The sequence below is a fragment of the Pseudomonas sp. GM24 genome (genome assembly GCF_000282235.1).
Lineage (GTDB): Bacteria > Pseudomonadota > Gammaproteobacteria > Pseudomonadales > Pseudomonadaceae > Aquipseudomonas.
The window spans coordinates 24,765-41,605 of sequence record NZ_AKJR01000218.1; the positions used below are offsets into that span (position 1 = coordinate 24,765).

Annotated in this window: 16 protein-coding genes; 7 read left to right on the forward strand and 9 right to left on the reverse strand. The window is 59.5% G+C overall.

What is annotated here, in order from left to right:
• The first annotated feature begins 53 nt into the window (after positions 1–53).
• From PMI23_RS23600 to PMI23_RS23610, 3 genes are all read left to right on the forward strand, one after another.
• Positions 54–3,902, forward strand: a complete 3,849-nt coding sequence (locus PMI23_RS23600) for an autotransporter outer membrane beta-barrel domain-containing protein (RefSeq protein WP_007916134.1) — start codon at positions 54–56, stop codon at positions 3,900–3,902.
• 100 nt (positions 3,903–4,002) lie between these two features.
• Positions 4,003–5,130 (forward strand): saccharopine dehydrogenase family protein, encoded by a 1,128-nt coding sequence (locus tag PMI23_RS23605; protein WP_007916135.1) that lies wholly within the window; start codon positions 4,003–4,005, stop codon positions 5,128–5,130.
• A 1-nt stretch (position 5,131) separates the two neighbouring features.
• On the forward strand, positions 5,132–5,623 hold the full coding sequence (locus PMI23_RS23610) for a DUF2269 family protein (RefSeq protein WP_007916136.1): 492 nt from the start codon (positions 5,132–5,134) through the stop codon (positions 5,621–5,623).
• On the opposite strand, the gene PMI23_RS23615 is transcribed toward PMI23_RS23610, so the two are convergent.
• The 4 genes from PMI23_RS23615 to PMI23_RS23630 all read right to left on the reverse strand — a co-directional run bounded on the left by PMI23_RS23615 (position 5,607) and on the right by PMI23_RS23630 (position 8,251).
• A complete protein-coding gene (locus tag PMI23_RS23615) occupies positions 5,607–6,074 on the reverse strand; it encodes a thiol-disulfide oxidoreductase DCC family protein (protein WP_007916137.1) in 468 nt (155 codons plus the stop codon). The two genes, PMI23_RS23610 and PMI23_RS23615, sit on opposite strands and share 17 nt — an antisense overlap.
• Positions 6,075–6,221: 147 nt before the next feature.
• A complete protein-coding gene (locus PMI23_RS23620; protein WP_007916143.1) occupies positions 6,222–7,223 on the reverse strand; it encodes an acyltransferase family protein in 1,002 nt (333 codons plus the stop codon).
• Between the two features lie 219 nt (positions 7,224–7,442).
• Positions 7,443–7,661 (reverse strand): hypothetical protein, encoded by a 219-nt coding sequence (locus PMI23_RS23625; protein ID WP_007916145.1) that lies wholly within the window; start codon positions 7,659–7,661, stop codon positions 7,443–7,445.
• A 227-nt stretch (positions 7,662–7,888) separates the two neighbouring features.
• The gene (locus PMI23_RS23630) at positions 7,889–8,251 is read right to left on the reverse strand and encodes a DUF6124 family protein (RefSeq protein ID WP_007916147.1); all 363 of its coding nucleotides are present in this window, start codon (positions 8,249–8,251) and stop codon (positions 7,889–7,891) included.
• Between the two features lie 495 nt (positions 8,252–8,746).
• Here PMI23_RS23630 and PMI23_RS23635 point away from each other — a divergent pair, with 495 nt between their 5' ends.
• Positions 8,747–9,754, forward strand: a complete 1,008-nt coding sequence (locus tag PMI23_RS23635) for a hypothetical protein (protein ID WP_007916149.1) — start codon at positions 8,747–8,749, stop codon at positions 9,752–9,754.
• Positions 9,755–9,835: 81 nt separating this feature from the next.
• On the opposite strand, the gene PMI23_RS23640 is transcribed toward PMI23_RS23635, so the two are convergent.
• Positions 9,836–10,228: a GFA family protein gene (locus PMI23_RS23640; protein ID WP_007916151.1), complete on the reverse strand. Its 393-nt coding sequence runs from the start codon at positions 10,226–10,228 to the stop codon at positions 9,836–9,838.
• Between the two features lie 2 nt (positions 10,229–10,230).
• Positions 10,231–10,479, reverse strand: a complete 249-nt coding sequence (locus PMI23_RS23645; protein ID WP_007916153.1) for a DUF6555 family protein — start codon at positions 10,477–10,479, stop codon at positions 10,231–10,233.
• Between the two features lie 194 nt (positions 10,480–10,673).
• Here PMI23_RS23645 and PMI23_RS23650 point away from each other — a divergent pair, with 194 nt between their 5' ends.
• Complete coding sequence (locus tag PMI23_RS23650; RefSeq protein WP_007916158.1) at positions 10,674–11,108, forward strand: hypothetical protein; 435 nt, start codon at positions 10,674–10,676, stop codon at positions 11,106–11,108.
• A 46-nt stretch (positions 11,109–11,154) separates the two neighbouring features.
• Here the strand turns inward: PMI23_RS23650 and PMI23_RS23655 are convergent, their stop codons facing one another.
• The 3 genes from PMI23_RS23655 to PMI23_RS23665 form a co-directional block, all read right to left on the reverse strand.
• Positions 11,155–11,631: a hypothetical protein gene (locus PMI23_RS23655; RefSeq protein ID WP_007916159.1), complete on the reverse strand. Its 477-nt coding sequence runs from the start codon at positions 11,629–11,631 to the stop codon at positions 11,155–11,157.
• Between the two features lie 242 nt (positions 11,632–11,873).
• Positions 11,874–12,752: an arginase family protein gene (locus PMI23_RS23660; protein ID WP_007916160.1), complete on the reverse strand. Its 879-nt coding sequence runs from the start codon at positions 12,750–12,752 to the stop codon at positions 11,874–11,876.
• A gap of 164 nt (positions 12,753–12,916) precedes the next feature.
• Positions 12,917–13,780, reverse strand: a complete 864-nt coding sequence (locus PMI23_RS23665; protein ID WP_238539562.1) for a helix-turn-helix domain-containing protein — start codon at positions 13,778–13,780, stop codon at positions 12,917–12,919.
• A 427-nt stretch (positions 13,781–14,207) separates the two neighbouring features.
• Here PMI23_RS23665 and gabP point away from each other — a divergent pair, with 427 nt between their 5' ends.
• Both gabP and PMI23_RS23675 read left to right on the forward strand, forming a co-directional pair.
• The gene (gabP, locus tag PMI23_RS23670; RefSeq protein WP_007916180.1) at positions 14,208–15,608 is read left to right on the forward strand and encodes a GABA permease; all 1,401 of its coding nucleotides are present in this window, start codon (positions 14,208–14,210) and stop codon (positions 15,606–15,608) included.
• Positions 15,609–15,696: 88 nt separating this feature from the next.
• Entirely contained in the window at positions 15,697–16,797 is a 1,101-nt protein-coding gene (locus tag PMI23_RS23675) for a GlxA family transcriptional regulator (protein ID WP_007916182.1), read from the forward strand.
• Positions 16,798–16,841 lie beyond the last annotated feature (44 nt).

Consider the following 16,841-nt stretch of genomic DNA (forward strand, 5'->3'; position numbering starts at 1 on the left):
CGGCGTCGACAGGCGTGAGGGATTCGCCACGTACGCTGAACAGGGAGGTTCTCATGCACGGTGCCAGCGGCCATCCTCACGGTGGGCACGCCCCGCATTTCATTCGCAGCGCTTTACTGGTCGCCATGGCCAACACCCTGATGCTCGCAGACGCTCAAGCTGCGTGCGGGCCTTTGGCGGCGGGTGCCTACAACGTCTCGCAAACCTGTTTGCCGGCGGCCGGCGTCGATGCGTCGATCAGCACGCAGTCGGGCACTACCATTACCACTACGGCGGGTTCCTCGTTGAACAGTCGTGGCAACAATGCCAACACCACGCTGACACTCACTGGCACTACGGTAAACAGCACACCCCCAACGGCCGCCAACGCAGTGTTTGCCAATGTCATCGGCGCGACCGGCAACGCCAGCCTCAGCGTCAATGGCGGGACCAACACGGTGAATGTCGGCGGCAGTGGCCTGGACGCGCTGGCGATCACCAATGCCAGCGCTGGCTCGTCGACGTTTTCGGTGAGTGCCGGCACCACGCTGAACATCCTCAATACCGTGGTCGGCAATGAACACGATGGCATCGACATCAACGCCAGCGGCGGCGGGGCGATCAACCTGAATCATCAGGGCAATGGCCAGATCACGTTGCTCGGCGGCAACGGCGTCTGGACCAAAGCCACGGGCAGTGGCGAGACCAACGTCAACGTCGGCAGTGGCGTGAGTATTCTGGTCAACAACGATGATGCACTCTCGGCCGGTCTTCCGATCATTGACGACACTTTGCCGACTGCCGGCATTGGTAACCACGCCGGCGTGCATACCCGTGCAGTCAATGGCAACACCACACTGATCAACGCGGCGAATGTGCAAAGCATCGGCATGAACGCCTTTGGCTTGTTCACCGAGGGCGGCACAGGCAATACCCGCCTGACCAACAGCGGCAACCTGAGTACCAGCGGCCTCAACGGTTTCGGCATTCGTTCGTTTTCCAGCGTTGGCAGCATCGCCATCGTCAACGACGGCGCCATCACCACCACGGGTGGCGGCGCCCACGGTATCTATGCCAATGACAATGTCGGCGGCAGCGGTTCGATCAGCATCGAGAACAATGCTGCCATCAACGTCGGCAGCACGGCCAATACCGCCGGTTCGCGGGCGATCTACGTGATCAAGCGCGGTACCGGTGATGTCGCGATCACGGGTAGCGGCAATATCAAAGTCCTCGGCGACATCAACACCACCCGGGCCTACGCGATCATTGTCAGCGCCGAAAACAACAATGTGCTGATTGATTACTCGGGCGATCTGTTCGCCAGCGGGTTTGGCGCGGGCGGTATACGGGTCGATTCGACCGGCGGCAATGTTCAGGTCAACTACCGTGGCGATCGCATCGAAACCCTGCACAGCAACGCCAACGGCATCTATGCCTCGACGCAGTCGCCGACGGGCACGGTCAACGTCAATTCCGGCGGCACGATCATCACCCACTCGAACGCTGGCTCGGGCGACGGCACGGGCATTGGTGCTTTTGGTATCCAGGCGCTGACGCTGGGCGGCGACGTGGGTGTCGTGTTCAACGGCCCGCTGATCGACGTCAACGGTCAGGGCGCGGCGATTCTGGCCGGCAATGCCTTCAACTCAGGCAGTGGGCTGGGCACATTGAGTGTCAGTAACAGCGGGGAGTTGATCGCGCGGGGCAATCAACAACGCGGTATCCGAACGTTGTCGGTCACTGGCGCGCAAAGTGTGGTCAACAGCGGCGCGATCCAGACCTTCGGTGCCAGCGACAGTCAGGGCATTCTCGCCCAGGCCTCGGGCGCCGCGAATTTGACCGTCAGCAACAGCGGCGCGATCACTACTCGAGGCGTTGGCTCGTCGGCCATAGACGCCTTGACCGAGGGCGGCAGCGTCAATGTCAGTAACAGCGCCACGCTTCAGGGTGGGTGGGCCGATAGCAGCGGCATCGCCCTTGGCGGTGCGAGCCAGACGTTGACCAACTCGGGTGCGATCACTGCGCTTAGCGATGTCGCCGTACGCGCCGATGCGACCACACCGGGCACGACGTTTGCGCTCAACAATACCGGGCAGATAACCGGCGTTATGAATGCCGTCAGCGCGGCCAGCACGGTGGCCAACAGCGGCACCTGGACACTGCGCAATTTCACCGCCAGTAGTGCCAGCGGCAGTCGCGATACCTGGGGCGTTGCCGTCAGTGATCTCGGCTCATCGGGCGCCAACAGCATCGACAACAGCGGTGTGATTCGTCTGGCGGCGCAACCGGCGACGGGCATCGTCAGCTTCAACGCCAGCGGCGCCTATCTGCCCTTGGGGCAAACGGCCAATACGCCGACGCTGGGTGGTGCTGTACAGGGCCAGTTGCTCGGTGTAAACCGATTCACCCATAGCGGCACGCTCGACCTTGCCGCCGGCAGCAACACGGTCGGCAATGTGTTGCTGGTCAGCGGGGCCAACACCGTCGGCACCGATGGCGGCGGGGTGTTCGTGTCCAATGGCGGCCGGCTGCTGCTTAACACCACGTTGAATGGTGGTGGCGCGAACAGCCTCTCGGACATGCTGGTTGTGGATTCGACAACCACCGCCAGCGGCGGCGCCACCGGCGTGATCGTGAGCAATGTCGGCGGCCAGGGCGATCTGACTCAGGGCAATGGTATTGCGGTGGTCGAACTGCTCAACAAGACCGAAGCCGCGAGCGACGCCAATGCCTTTCAACTGGCCCGGCGTGTTGTCGCCGGTCCGTACGAATATCGCCTGCAGCAAGGTGCCCAGGACGGTAGCGGCAAGGACACCTGGTATCTGCGCTCGGACGCGGTACCGCCGGACGGTCCTCCAGGCCCCGATCCTGATCCCGATCCCGATCCCGATCCGACGCCCGATCCTTCCCCGGTACCCAATTACCGTCCGGAAGTGTCGCTGTACGGTGCCGTGCCCGCGCTGGCCCTGGTTTACGGCCGGACAATGGTCGACACCCTTCACGAGCGGGTCGGCGAGGAACGCCTGAATCGCGGTGATCCATTGCCCAAGGAAGACGAATCGACGTTGGCGCCATCGATGGGCTGGGGCCGGGTGATCTACCGCAGCGGCAAACAGGATGGCGACCGCAAAAACGCCTTGGGCAACACACCCGAGTACAACTATGACCTGACGGCATTTCAGGTTGGCACCGACCTTTACCGCAAGGACCGGCCCGACGGCAGTCACGAGCAGGCCGGGCTGTCATTGTCCGCCGGCACCATCGACGCCGGCGTCAGCCACTACACCCGGCGCGCCGCCGGCGAAGACACCTTGCGTGCGTACGGCGTCGGCGCGTACTGGACGCACTTCGGCCCCTCCGGCTGGTATCTGGACGGGGTGTTGCAGGTCAACCGCTTTGACATCGAAGCCAAACCCAACGACATGGCCAAACTGAAAACCCGCGGTTGGGGCTACACCGCCTCGCTGGAAAACGGCTACCCGTTCGAGGTCGACAAAGACTGGTACATCGAGCCGCAATTGCAAGCGATCTACAGTTACGTCGATCTGGACAGCAGCGATGACGCCGGCGCGAAGATTCGCTTCAAGGACGTCGACTCACTGATTGGCCGCGCCGGCGTGCGTATCGCCAAGGACTGGGACACCGAGGGCGTCGACAACAGCGCACGGCGCACCAATGGCTGGATCCGTCCGAGCATCTGGCATGAGTTCAAAGGGCAACCGAAAACCGAGTTTTCCTCCGAGTCGGGGTACATTCCGTTCGAATCCGACATTCAGGGCACGTGGGGTGAAGTGAATGTCGGGGTGGATTACCAGGCCAATCAACGCACCACGTTTACCGCATCGGCCGGCTATCGTCAGGGGTTCGACGGTGACAGCCATGGGTATGACGCGATGCTGGGGTTCAAGATCAATTTCTAGGGCTTTTGTACACGCCGCAAACCCTACATTGGATGGCTTGCTGACGCTCGGCCCTATATCCTTCACGCCTGTTTGATGGAATGACTTAGGGAAGAATTGCATGCCGTTCAGGGTGATGGTGGTCGGTGGTTACGGAAATTTCGGCAGTATCGTCTGCCGGCACCTGGCGCTGATGCCGGAGATCGGCTTGGTACTCTCCGGCCGTGATCCGCGCAAATTGCAGCGCAAACTCGATGAGCTGGACAGTCAATCGGGCAACGTCTGCGAAGGCTGGTGCGGCGATGCCATGGGTGCGGAGTTCGAAGCCGCTTTGCGTGCGCTGAACATTCAGTTGGTCGTACACACCGGCGGGCCGTTTCAAGGGCAATCCTATGCCGTTGCGCAGAGTTGCATCGATGCCGGCGTGAACTATTGCGACCTGGCGGACTGCCGCACGTTCGTCAACGGCATCGACGTGCTTGATGCGCGGGCGAAGCAGGCGGGTGTGGCGATCCTCAGTGGTTGCAGCTCGGTGCCGACGTTGTCGTCAGCCATCATCGATGAGCAGCGCCTGCGATTTTCGCGCATTGACTCGATCGAGCATGGCATTTCCTCGTCGGCGAAAATGCCGGGGCTGTCGACCATCGAAGGCGTACTCGCTTACGCCGGCAAACCGATCAAACAACTGAAAAACGGCAAGGTCCACGAAGTCTCCGGCTGGCTGGACCTGACCTTGCGCAAAATGCCGCAGATGGGTACCCGATTGCTGGCCAACGTTGATGTCCCCGACATGGATATTTTTGCCAATCGTTATGGTGCGCAGACCTTGAGCTTCAAGGCGGGCGCCGGTCTCAAACTCGGCGGCATCGCCAACGGTCTGCTGGCTCAGGCGCTGAAAATCGGGCTGGTGCGCGACCATGCTTTGTGGGCTGCAAGATTGCATCGCCTGGGCACGCGGTTCGAGCGTTTCGGCGATGGCAAAAGTGCAATGTACATCGACGTGCAGGGCCTTGGCGTCGACGGCAAACCGTTGTCGATGACCGCGCAACTCACCGCCCTGAATGACAAAGGCCCCGAGATTCCCAGCTGCGCTGCCGTGGCACTGGCCACGAAAATGGCGCAAGGCTACGTGCCGTCCTCCGGTGCCCGGCCTTGCGTGGGCGAAATCAGCGTCGCCGAATACATGGCCGCGATCAACGACCCGGCCAACCTGAGCCTGGCCGTGCACTTCTCGGACGGGCAGCGCTGACATGCTCTATCTGTGCCTGAAGTACTTGCACATCATCGCCGCGATTTTCCTGTTCGGCTTCGGCATGGGTTCCTACCTCTACCTGATCGCCGCCAGCCGTACCGCCAACCCGCAGGTCATAGCGCACGTCGCGCGCATGGTTGTGCGTTTCGACACGTGGATCACCACACCGGCCGGTTTCGTGCAGATCATCACGGGGTATCTGTTGATGCGACTTTCGGGTTTGTCGATGAGTACCGACTGGGTGCTGACCTCGCTGATTATCTTCTTCTGCGTCGGCTCGCTGTGGCTGCCGGTGTTGCTTCTGCAGAAGCGCTTGTACGTAATGGCGTCGAGTGCGAGCGAGACGGGGGCCGACCTGGATGAGCAATACCAAGGCGTGTACCGCCAATGGTTATGGATGGGCGTGCTCGGTTTTGCCGGGATGTTTGTCATCGTGCTGATGATGGTGACGAAGATGACACCGCTGCAGTTGTTCAGTTTTCTGGCGTAGGTACAGTTGCTTTGAGAAAGCGCTGTTCATGATCTGGAGTTGGCAACAGGCAGGTATCGTACTTGCCGAACAGGCGATAGCGGTTCAGCGCAATGCGGTCGTAGGCCCAGTCGCGCAAGCCTCGCGGGCAGACGCGCAGCAGTCGCAATGGCTGCCAGCGGGCGGGTAATTGACTGATGACTTCGAGAAAAGCGTCGGAGCGTTCCCAGTAGTGGCGGTCGCGGATTACGGCCATGGTGTCGAACTGATCTATGGGCAGGCCGGCCCACGCCAGCAACGCTTGGCCCTCCGGCGATTGAACCGCTGCCAAACGTACGCGACGCTGATGATCGTGACGAATCAAGAAGCGCGCCCAGCCGTTGCAGAGTTTGCAGACGCCGTCGAACAGGACCACGGATTCGCCGGGGTTGAGGAGCGGGGCGGGGGTAGGGCGGGTTTTCGGAGTGGGCATGGGCTGGGTTCGGGAGAGGCTGGAGTGCTGCGATCATAGCCTCAGAAAGTACGATCTGCGAATGGCCAGTATTCGGCGAGAGCCGGGCGAGCGCCTGTGGACAAAGGACAGACCACGTTTAGAGGCGTGATCTGTCTCCTGTTGCCGTCACACCGCTCTTTCACCACCGCGCACTTCACCGACGCGATGCTTCACTCCCGCCCGCAGCGCATGCCGAAGCTTCAACGCCGGCCGTTCGACGCAGTAATACGAAACACCACTCAGCAAGAACGACAGCACCAACACCGTTGCAATCTTGTGCCAGTCGAATGAAGTAATCGGCGAGAGACCGTGCAGGAAGTAGAACACCACGAAGTGATTGAGGAATACGCCGTAGCTGATGTTGCCCAGGAATTCGTCAATCCGGTGAAACTTGAGCTTCGTCAGCAAGAACACTACGGGGATGCCCACGGCAATGCCTGCGGCCACTTCGGCGTTGAACGGTCGGCGTTCGATCCATCCCGCCATGATCGCTACAAAGATTAACGCCGCCGCCACAGCGGTACCACCAGCAATCGCTAAACCCTTCGCCTGTGGTTTGTAGAGATAGCTGCCGCACAGGAAGATGAACAGGACACCCGGCAACAAACGGTAGCCGTAAAAGTCGGTGTTGATGAGTCCAAGACACGCGGGGATGAAGACCGCGACGGACAAGGCGAAAGCCACACCGCGTGCTCGGTAGATGAGCAGGAACGGGATCACCAGGTAGAAGCACATCTCAAGGCCGAGCGACCACGCCGGTGGCAAAATCCAGATTCCGGATGCACCAAACATATAGAACCCGAGGGGCACGATGGCCAGGCTCGCGGCGATGTTTTTGACGGTTAATTCGGCCGCTTGCGGCGTACCGGGCAGCAGGAAGTAGATCACCGCACAAGAAACGACGAAGTAGAACAGGAACTGCGGATAAAGGCGCAAGGCCCGGTCCAGGTAGAACAGACCGACCTTTTCGGGCGCCTTGTAGTTGCGCTCGATCAGAGAAGTCATGACGAAACCGCTGATGAGCAGGAAGGAAATCACAGCAACCACACCCGGGTTGAACCCCATGAACATCTTGCCCAGATGCGAAACGGCGACCATAACGGCCAATAGCAGACGGTAGGCTCCCACGTGTATCCCCAAACGACCTTGTAGTTATGGCGGGTAAATTACGATGGTTTGTGGGTGGATTACAGGTTTTTCTCTGCGCTCGGGGCTAGGGAATTGCGGGAATTTCAGGATTTCGGAGAATGCGGGATTTATGCGAGTCATTCGCAGTGGGCGAGAGCGCTCGGCACGGAACCAAGCGCTCAGGGTAGGGCGGGGCACTTACTGCTCCACCCTGACGTTTCAGCCTTTGTTTGCGTTCAGCTTGCGCAGTTCTTCGTAGGTCGCCGACTGGACGAACCAGAAGCCGGAAATGATGCACCAGCACAGGGTGCCGGCCACGAAGATACCCAGCGCCGGGAGGAACCCGCTGGTGAAAATCGCGACGATAGCGACCAGCCAGATGAACGCCAGGGACAGATAGAGGACGGTGTTGTTGACGCTGATGACGAAGTCTTTCACAGGGGCATATTCCTTGCGGGATGTAGAAAAATTCCCCCTCTCCGGGGGGCGAACCCATGCTATCACATTGCCTTCATGGTTCAAGGAAGCGGAACTCATTGCCGTGTGGAATGGGGACAGATTTATTTATCAGGCAGACCGGGCGCTTCTGGCCGAAAGCAGACACCCGATGCAATCTTGATCCCTTTGTGACAGCAGCCACACCACAGCCACAAAGGGATTACCTATCAATCCACCGGCACAACATTATCCAGCGCTCGATTCACCGCCAATTCCCCCAGCATCACCACTTGCGCAATCCCCAGCGCAGTTTTGCGGTGGCCTGGGTCAAGGAGGGCGGCGAAGTTGCAGAGCATTTCGGTGGCTGAGCCGAGGGATTCGCTGGCGTTAACCAGCAAGGACTCGCTGTCGTAGTCGGAATTGGCCAGAAACATGGGCGCGTGTTTTTTGTCGCTGCCCATGATGCGTTGAGTCGGGGTGAGGTAGTAATCGAGTGCTCGTTCTGCTGCGTCGTTGAGTGTTCGGGAATCCGGGAATTTGTAGGGTGAGACTGGATCGGTTTCTGGTGGATTCGGCGTTGGTTTGAACATAGATGAAGCTCCATATGGGACTTAAGGAGCCATCACCCTCGCTACCAAACGAAAGGTGGTGGCCATACGAAGGTTGGTAGACCGGCCCATATGGAAAATCCGGCGCGCCCGAAGACGCCCTGCGCATGGCCACCATAAAACAAATGCTGAAAAAGCATCTGCGCACGGTGACGTTATGCGTCATATGGAAGCGGGCTACCAAACCCCATCACTGTTTTTCAGTGACCCAGGAACGATAAAACCCGCGCCCCAGACGCACAAGCCGGCGGATTCTGGCGTAGTCGTAGGCAACGGCGCAAGACGTTGTAGCCTTAAGCAGGTAACGCGACGTGTCTTTTAAACAGCCACGAAAAACTCCTAAACACGCATCATCAACACGCCGTTCAAAATGACATTCGTCGGTCCACCCTGCAGTTCACGCAAAGGCTTGGAACCCTCACGTCGGGGAGCGCATCAACACTAGGTTGCAACCCAAAAAGACGAGGAAGGATACCCATGTCAGTTCATCCGATTTTGTTTCTGGGCGGTTCCGGCGCCATCGGCCACCATTCTGCCAAAGCCATACGCGCCGCTCACCCCGAGGTCCCTTTACTGATCGGCGGCCGTGACCTGGCCAAGGCTCAACAAGCGGCAGAGGAAATGGGCGGGGCGCAGGGCGTGGTCATTGATCCTGCTGCCGAAGACTTGGGGTTGGGCGATCGCCCGGTCAGCGCCGTGGCGGTTTTCTACATGGATCATTCTCTTGCCGGGCTACGTTTTGCGCAGCAGCGCAAGATTCCGCACCTGAGCATTTCTTCTGGCGTGTTCGAAATTGCGCCGCAAATCGCCAGTTTCATCCATCGCCCTGACGCGGCGCCTATCGTGCTGGGTTACGAATGGATGGTGGGCGCGACGACCGTGGCGACATTGCACCTTGCCGAAGCGTTTGCCCGAGTGCGCGATATCCGTATTGATGCGCTGGTCGACGAAGAGGACGGTGGCGGGCCGACCGTGGCCAAGGATTTCGAACACCTGAACAAGATGCTGCCGGCCGCCCTGACCCGGCGCGACGGGGAGTACATCTGGCGCGAAGGGGAGGACAAGAACGTCAGCTTCCGCGCGCTGGACGGTACGCCGATGCAAGCCAGCGGTTTCTCGTCCATCGACGTCACTGGGCTGGCGGCCGCCACCGATGCGCCGAATGTGCAGTTCAATCTCGCCAGCGGGGTCAGTTCTTCGCGACGCGCGGGGCGGCCGATGTCGACTGAGATCCTTATCGAAATGGTTGGCGAGGATCGCCAGGGGCGACCGTTGCACACTCGGCATGCCCTCGTGCATCCGGCGGGCGCCGCCGCGCTCACGGGGTTGAGTATCGCGATGCTGCTGGAGCGACTGCTCGGCCTCGATGGTCGAGCGCCCACTACGGCAGGTCTTTACTTCCCTTATCAGTTGCTCGAGGCCGGTGCGTATCTGGAGCGTCTGAGCAAGGAGGGCGGTGAGTTGCTTGATCTGAAAGTGCCGTAAGGCAGGTTTCTTTCGGAAAAGCTGATCTTGCTCATTGAGCCGCTGGCGAGCCTTGATGCGCTCGCCAGTGCTCATTCGCCCTCACGGCGACTGCCAAGCCCCGCCATCCGCCACCGGCACTTCACCCAGATCATAAGGATTGATCCCCTCAAGGCAGCCGACATTGAAGCCGAATTCATGCGGATTGGTACTGCGTCGATGATGGGTGTAGATGCCGCAGTTACCGCAGAAAAAGTGCTCGGCCACTTGCTGGCCAAAGCTGTACTTCAACAGCGCAGACTGGCCACGGATCACTTTCAGGTCCGCCGCCGGCACTGCCGCAACGACTGCGCCACGGCGTTTGCAGAAGGAGCAGTCGCAGCGATGCGGCGCCGGCAGGCCGTCGGGCAGGTGGATTTCGAGAATGACGGCGCCGCAATGGCAGCTGGCTCGATGGTCACGGCGGATCAACGTATTGCCGATCTGTTTGAGCATGACTAAGCCTCCATCCAGTCCACCGTTGCCGTTTCGCGCCATTTGACCTCGGTGATGCCATACCGCTCGGCCTGGGGTTTAGAGATGACTTTCAACGGTGGCTTGCCGGGTTTGGGAATCGGCGCGATGCCGGCATCGCAACTCGCCCAATGCCATGCGTCAACATTGCGCATGGTTTTTGCGCGGATGACGAATGATTTTGGCTGGCCGTGAAGTTTGTATTCGATGACGAAGATGTCGACGTTGCTCATGCGTTCCTCCTTACGCTCATACGCAAATGAGTTTTGCCGTCGAAAAAAATTCAAAGGATTTTCGGGGTTTGTTTCAGGCTGCTGACAATTGTTTTGCTTTGAACGGTTGGAACCGGCGGAGGCCTAAAGATCAAGCCTTTGCCAAGCAGACAGAACAGGAAAAATCCCCTCGATTTCAACCCCGGAGGTACCCGGTGAACAAGACGATCAGTGCCGAGGATTTGAACATTCAGCTCAAACACAACGATGACGCTGCACTGTTCAAATGGCTGCTCGCCAGTTTCCTGATGGGCAAGCGGATACAGGCCGAAATCGCCGCCGAAGCCTATCGGGTGATCGCTGATAAACACGGGCGCGATACACCGCGCAAACTGGCCGCGTGTAGCCATCTTGAACTGGTCGCGATGCTCGGTGAGGCGCACTACGTGCGTTACGACGAGACCACCGCCGTACGGCTGCACGCCTTGGCACGCCGGTTGAACGACGAATACGCGGGCAAGGTCAGCCATATGGTCGAGGCCAGCGCTGATCGCCAGGCGTTTGAGAAACGGCTGGCAGAGTTCGACGGCATCGGTCCGAAAACCGTGGAAATCTTCATGCGCGAGGCAAGCGCTGTGATCAGCCTTTGATCGTGGGCCGTGACGAAAAGCGGTCACCGCCCAGATCGTGCAGAGCCTATTTGACTCGACGGCCAGAACGATTGATCGCCAACAGGCACAGCCCGACCAGCAGTGCGGCGCCTGCAACCAGCAGTGCCGAAGGTTGCATCGGCTGGCGCAAGCCTGATGCTGTATGCCGCTGCGATATCGCCAGTGGTCGGGTTTCAACGGTCGCTTCGTCAAACGTACGCAATGGTGAAACGGCTTCTGCCTGAAACGGCATTTCCTCGATGCTCAGACGCAGGCCATCTGACAGTTCCAGTGTCCGCGCGGTGATCGTGCCGACGATTCTGTCTGGATAAACCGGTTCGCCATTGGGGTCGAGTTGGTCATAGAAGAAGTTCTGCCCTTCGAGCCAGCCCACGGCCGTCTGCAACTCGGGGCCCAGGTAATACTTGCCGTCGAGGAAAAAGCCAGAAAACTGCGGCGCGCGCTCGACGCTTTCAATGCTGTAACGCTCACCCGCTTTCATACCGGTTTCAGGGGCAATCATGGTCAATCCCTCCGCTGTAGGTTCAGCGGTAGAGAACACGGAGCGACCGTCGTTCCATGTAAAGGAGGAAAGGTAGCCGTTGTCCCGAAATGAACCGGTAAACGGTGAAAACAACTTAGCCCGATGAAAACCGGACGAAGTTGCAGCGCTACAGGTTCATCGGGTGCCAGGGCTTTTCTAGGTCTGTCAGGCCCGAGGTGGCGTTTGAGGAGCGGCACCAAACGCTATCACCGGTGTGTGGCTCAGACAGTAGCGAGCAGCGGAAGACGCGCCAACATGTTTTTCAACGCCAGTGCATCCCACGGCAGGTGTTCGGCGATGCCGATGCCTACAACGTCAGCAATGCTGGCAATGTCTGCCAGCAGCCGCACCACATGGGCGATGGACATCTTGCCTTGGGCGACGCCGTCAAACGTTCCCGGTGGCGCTTCTGGATTGGCGAACAGCAGCGAGCGGAAACCGTTCGGATCCAGTACATCCAGATCCAAGTGAATGGCCAAGTGTTTCGCACCGGTAGAACGGAACCATTTCAGCACCGGTTCGCTGCTGTGGGCCAATTGCGCGGGGCTGGCATGTTGCAGTCCCGGGCGTTCAATCAGAGCGGTTTCCACAGGCATTGTTTCCATCATACCGGCATACATCACGTTTGCCGGTTTCAGCGGACATTTGACTGCAGCAGCAAAGTCCGCATCACCTTCGCCCAGCAGATTGCCCAGCACCATGGCGTGGGCATTGGCGAAGTCCGCAGGCGTTAACACGTCGGGGTGTGCATCGACCCAGAGCACGGCAAGGTCGCCGGCATAGCGCTCGTTGAGGTAGGCGAACGGTGCGAGATCCACCAGACAATCACCGCCGAGAATGACCATCCGATCCGGTGCATGCTCATCGATAATCGCCCGCGCACTGTGCAGTTGTTGCAACAACGCGCTACGCCCGCGGATCCCGCTCTCCATCGGTAATGGCTCGTCACTTGGCATTGCGACCGGCACCTCAGCCACCGGCCCGTGCGGATCGGGTGCCAGCCAGGCCAACAGTTGCGCGCCGAAATGATAAGGCGGGTTGTTGCCACCCTGCCATTGGGGGAAAAGCAGGCGCAGGGTTTTATCGTTCGAAGGGGTCATGCCGAGATTCCTGATGGGGGCGAGCAGACGGCTCAGAGGCGAAAAAGTACGGTGCCGGTGGCCTGGCGCGATTCGAGACGCGCTTAAGCCGTGTCATGGTGACGATGACCGCTATCGTGCGCTTTGCTGAACTGGCCAGACACTTCGCCTGACTGGCCAAGCGGTCATTGCTGTTTCGAAAAGACGCTGGGTGAAACGCCAAAAGCGCTTTTGAAGGCGCGGCTGAAGTGCGCCATGTTGGTGAAACCAAAGCAGAGTGCGACTTCGCTGACGCTGCGAGACGGGCCTTTCATCAGCGCCGTCCGGCAAGCCTGAAGACGTTGCTGCCACAGCCAGCGAGTGGCCGTTGTGCCCTCCATGGCGAACAGGCGGCTGAGTGCGCGCGGGGAGACATGAATGGCTTGTGCGATGGCCGCGAGGTCCAGCCCGGTGTCCTTAAGGTTGGCCAGCAAGAAGTCTTTGGCTTTCATCAGTTGCGCGTCATGACGGCTGGAATGGCCAAGATCCGCGAGGTCGAACGCGCCTTCGAAAGCTGTGGCCAGCACTTCCAGCAACGCGCCACTCAAGCGTTCGCCGGCACGGGTTTGCTGAGGGCCGGTATCGAGCACTTCAACCATCATGTTGCCGGCCAGTCTTGCCAGTGCCGAATGGCTGTCGAGCGTGCGACTGACCAGGGCTTCGGGTCTGGGCAAGTGCTGGATCAATCGTTCGCGGGGGATCGCAATGACGATCTGATCGTCTCCCTTGGGGAAACGGCACCGGTAGGGTTCGGCACTGTTGAACAGCACGATATCGCCGCGAGCCTGTACCGATCGTCGCCCGCGTTGCTCCAGTTCGGCTTCTGTGCTGAGGGTGAGGCAAAGAAAAAACTGCTCAACGCCTGAATCTGTCTGTCTGCTTTCGTATTCGATGGGCGCCGATGAGATGTGCGTCAGCAGAATATCGCCTAGCGTGTTAGCGCTGAGGCGACCATCGAATTGCGTGTCGGACAGCGTGCGCTGGGTGGTCAGGCCGTAGGTGGCGCACACTACCTCGCTCCAATAGTCGAGCCGCTCTTTGGCAAGCAAGGATCGAGGAGGGTAGAGAATGGCCATTGTCGTAGTAACTGACTCGCAGAGTGGGTTCGGCTAGCAAGGATGCTATCAGACCAGCAGGCTCAACGAACCCGAAAGCTATTCAGAGACTGCTCGCTGACTGATGGATATCTATATCGACCATCCGGTCTCCGCATGTCGATATCAGACACAACCATGGCGCACTCAGGCTACTGGATTGTCGGACAATCCCGGTAAGGTGACGCGTCTTCACGTCAAAATAACCCCATCCAGATCATGGGGTTAATAAGAACTGCGGCGGTTGAACGGGCTTCTTTCGGGAAGTTCAGCAGGCAACGATCGTGCTCGTTTGCCGGAGTCAACTCGCTTAAATGTCGATCAGCAGAGAACAAAAAAACCAATGATCAGCCCGAACTCAACGGATTCGAGTAGCCAATTGGCGCAGGGCTTCAAGCCTCGTCACGTCACCATGCTGTCCATCGCCGGGATTATCGGCGCCGGATTGTTCGTAGGCTCAGGACATGCCATTGCGGCGGCGGGGCCGGCGGTTCTGTTGGCTTATCTGTTCTCCGGTTTGCTCGTCGTGCTGGTCATGCGCATGCTCGGCGAGATGGCGGTGGCCAATCCCGACACCGGGTCGTTCTCGACCTATGCCGACCAGGCCATCGGGCGCTGGGCGGGCTTCACCATTGGCTGGCTGTACTGGTGGTTCTGGGTTCTGGTCATTCCTATCGAAGCGCTGGCGGCCGGGCATGTGCTTAACCAATGGTTTCCGCAGGTTGATGCCTGGCTGTTCGCGTTGGGCTCGATCATTGCGCTGGTGGTGACCAACCTGTTCAGCGTGTCCAAGTACGGTGAATTCGAATTCTGGTTCGCCATGGCCAAGGTCGTGGCGATCATCGGTTTCATCGGTGTCGGTTTTGCTGTGCTGATGGGCTGGATTCCCGACAGGGAAGTCAGCGGCTTGAGCGGGCTGATGGCCGAGCACGGCGGATTTGCGCCCAACGGCTTGTCAGCGGTGGTCGGCGCGTTCATCACCATCATGTTCAGCTTCATCGGAACCGAAGCGGTGACCATCGCCGCCGCCGAATCGAATGATCCGTCGCGCAACATTGCCAAGGCCACGCGCTCGGTGATCTGGCGTATTGGCGTGTTTTACCTGCTGTCGATCTTCGTGGTGATCTCCGTGGTGCCGTGGAATGATCCGTTGCTCGCTTCGGTCGGCTCTTATCAGCGCGCCCTGGAAATCATGAACATTCCTCACGCCAAGTTCATGGTCGACGTCGTCGTGCTGATTGCCGTGGCCAGTTGCATGAACTCCTCGATCTACATTGCCTCACGGATGTTGTACTCGCTGGGCCGGCGTGGCGATGCGCCGAAGATGCTCAAGGCGACATCCTCGGAAGGTGTACCGCGCGCAGCGGTCATCGCCAGCACCGTGATCGGTGCGTCAATTACCGTGTGGAGCTATTTCATGCCTGCCGGGCTGTTTCAATTCCTGCTGGCCAGCTCCGGGGCGATTGCCTTGCTGGTATACCTCGCGATCGCGGTGTCGCAGTTGCGCATGCGGCGGATACTGCGCCAGCGCAACGTCGAGCTGACTTTTCGCATGTGGCTGTTTCCGTGGCTGACGTGGCTGGTGATTGTGTTCATCTGCGCAGCGCTGGCGGTGATGATGATCACTCCTGAACATCGCACCGAAGTCACCACAACTATTGGCCTGGCGCTGGCGATTTCCTTTATTGGCCTGTTGACGTCGCGGCATCCTGCGCCGGCGGCGAGGGTTACGTCGGTGGGGTAGGCGGTTGCGCCGAACCTGATACTCCCTTCGCGAAAGCCGAAGGGAATGACAGACGCCTGCGTCTCAGACCGATTCTTATGAGGACATGATGTCATCGATCTCCGCCGTGGCCGACGGTGCGACGCAATCCGTCGGGTTTCTGCTGTTAGACAAATTCACCCTCATGTCGCTGGCGTCCGCCGTCGAGCCATTGCGCATGGCCAATCAACTGACCGGGCGAACGCTGTATCGCTGGCACACCTTCAGCGCCAATGGCGCGGCGGTCTGGGCCAGTGATGGCGTGCCAATCACCCCGGATGGCTCGTGGAGTAATCCCTCCGTGGCGGACACGGTCATCGTCTGCGGTGGTGTCGGCATCCAGAGCGCAATTACCCGCGAGCACACGACCTGGCTGCAAGCCTTGGCGCGGCAATCGAAACGCTTGGGCGGGGTCTGCACCGGCAGTTGGGCGCTGGCCAAGGCCGGGTTGCTCGACGGTTACGAGTGCAGCGTGCACTGGGAATTTCTGGCGGCCATGCAGGAAGCTTTCCCGCGCGTGAGCGTCAGCACCAGCCTCTTTACCCTCGATCGCAACCGTTTCACCAGCTCCGGCGGCACCGCGCCGCTGGACATGATGCTGCACCTGATTGCGCGCGATCATGGTCGTGAACTGGCCACCGCCATCTCCGAGATGTTTGTCTACGAGCGCATCCGCAACGAGCAGGATCATCAGCGCGTGCCGCTCAAGCATGTGGTCGGCACGCACCAGCCCAAGCTGCAAGAAGTCGTTGCGTTGATGGAAGCCAATCTTGAAGAGCCGATCGACCTGAACAACCTGGCCGAATACGTGGATCTGTCACGGCGGCAGTTGGAGCGGTTGTTTCAGAAGTACCTGCAATGCACGCCGTCGCGCTACTACTTGAGGTTGCGGCTTATTCGCGCGCGACAACTGCTCAAGCAAACCTCCTTGTCGATCGTTGAGCTGGCGTATGTCTGCGGTTTCGTCTCCACGCCGCATTTCTCCAAATGCTATCGCGAGCACTTTGGCGTACCTCCGAGCGACGAGCGATCAGGTTCTGAAATGAGCCGTAAATCGGCATCGCCACGGTCAGTGACCAAACCGCTGACGACGCTCGACCAAGCGCGCAATGAATCGACGTTTGCCAGTGTCCGAATGATGGAGCGTGCAGATCTGGCATCCACGGGATGATCGGTCGGTCTGCTTCGACAGTTGATCACTGCAGATTCCGCATA

Bases quoted from the DNA above. Each gene is read 5' to 3' on its own strand.
- PMI23_RS23600 (WP_007916134.1), top strand. From the start codon at position 54: ATGCACGGTGCCAGCGGCCATCCTCACGGTGGGCACGCCCCGCATTTC.
- PMI23_RS23605 (WP_007916135.1), top strand. From the start codon at position 4,003: ATGCCGTTCAGGGTGATGGTGGTCGGTGGTTACGGAAATTTCGGCAGT.
- PMI23_RS23610 (WP_007916136.1), top strand. From the start codon at position 5,132: ATGCTCTATCTGTGCCTGAAGTACTTGCACATCATCGCCGCGATTTTC.
- PMI23_RS23615 (WP_007916137.1), bottom strand. From the start codon at position 6,074: ATGCCCACTCCGAAAACCCGCCCTACCCCCGCCCCGCTCCTCAACCCC.
- PMI23_RS23630 (WP_007916147.1), bottom strand. From the start codon at position 8,251: ATGTTCAAACCAACGCCGAATCCACCAGAAACCGATCCAGTCTCACCC.
- PMI23_RS23635 (WP_007916149.1), top strand. From the start codon at position 8,747: ATGTCAGTTCATCCGATTTTGTTTCTGGGCGGTTCCGGCGCCATCGGC.
- PMI23_RS23640 (WP_007916151.1), bottom strand. From the start codon at position 10,228: ATGCTCAAACAGATCGGCAATACGTTGATCCGCCGTGACCATCGAGCC.
- PMI23_RS23645 (WP_007916153.1), bottom strand. From the start codon at position 10,479: ATGAGCAACGTCGACATCTTCGTCATCGAATACAAACTTCACGGCCAG.
- PMI23_RS23655 (WP_007916159.1), bottom strand. From the start codon at position 11,631: ATGATTGCCCCTGAAACCGGTATGAAAGCGGGTGAGCGTTACAGCATT.
- PMI23_RS23660 (WP_007916160.1), bottom strand. From the start codon at position 12,752: ATGACCCCTTCGAACGATAAAACCCTGCGCCTGCTTTTCCCCCAATGG.
- gabP (WP_007916180.1), top strand. From the start codon at position 14,208: ATGATCAGCCCGAACTCAACGGATTCGAGTAGCCAATTGGCGCAGGGC.
- PMI23_RS23675 (WP_007916182.1), top strand. From the start codon at position 15,697: ATGTCATCGATCTCCGCCGTGGCCGACGGTGCGACGCAATCCGTCGGG.